Source organism: Vreelandella olivaria, from assembly GCF_023507745.1.
Classification (GTDB): domain Bacteria; phylum Pseudomonadota; class Gammaproteobacteria; order Pseudomonadales; family Halomonadaceae; genus Vreelandella; species Vreelandella olivaria_A.
The window spans coordinates 1-583 of sequence record NZ_JALPZO010000084.1; the positions used below are offsets into that span (position 1 = coordinate 1).

Sequence of the window (583 nt, forward strand, 5' to 3'; positions counted from 1 at the left end):
CGCCAACAGCGGCACCACCACGTACACCGGCACCGAGCAAAGCGTGGATGGCTTCACCGTCGCGGGGCTGGTCAATGGTGAAGGCCAGGAGGTATTAGACGTTCAACTGAGTGGCGGCAGCGGCACCAATGCCGGTCACTATGCTCATACCGCCAGTGGCGATGCCCAGAACTATCTGCTGACCTTTATCGATGGTGAACTGACCATCGATAAAGCCACTGCTACCGTCACCGCCAACAGCGGCACCACCACGTACACCGGCATCGAGCAAGGCGTGGATGGCTTCACCGTCGCGGGGCTGGTCAACGGTGAAGATGCCTCGGTACTGGCAATCACCACCCATGGCGGACGCGGCACCGATGCGGGCCGCTATGCCCATACCGCCAGTGGCGATGCGCAAAACTACCTGCTGACCTTTATCGGTGGCGAACTGACCATTGATAAAGCCACTGCTATCGTCACCGCCAACAGCGGCACCACCACGTACACCGGCATCGAGCAAAGCGTGGATGGCTTCACCGTCGCGGGGCTGGTCAATGGTGAAGGCCAGGAGGTATTAGACGTTCAACTGAGTGGCGGCAGC

General features: G+C 60.4%; 1 protein-coding gene. It reads left to right on the forward strand.

Annotation, left to right across the window (positions count from 1 at the left end; genetic code table 11):
- Window positions 1-583 (forward strand): MBG domain-containing protein (locus HP566_RS07115; RefSeq protein ID WP_249976569.1); only part of this gene is annotated, 583 nt, incomplete at both ends.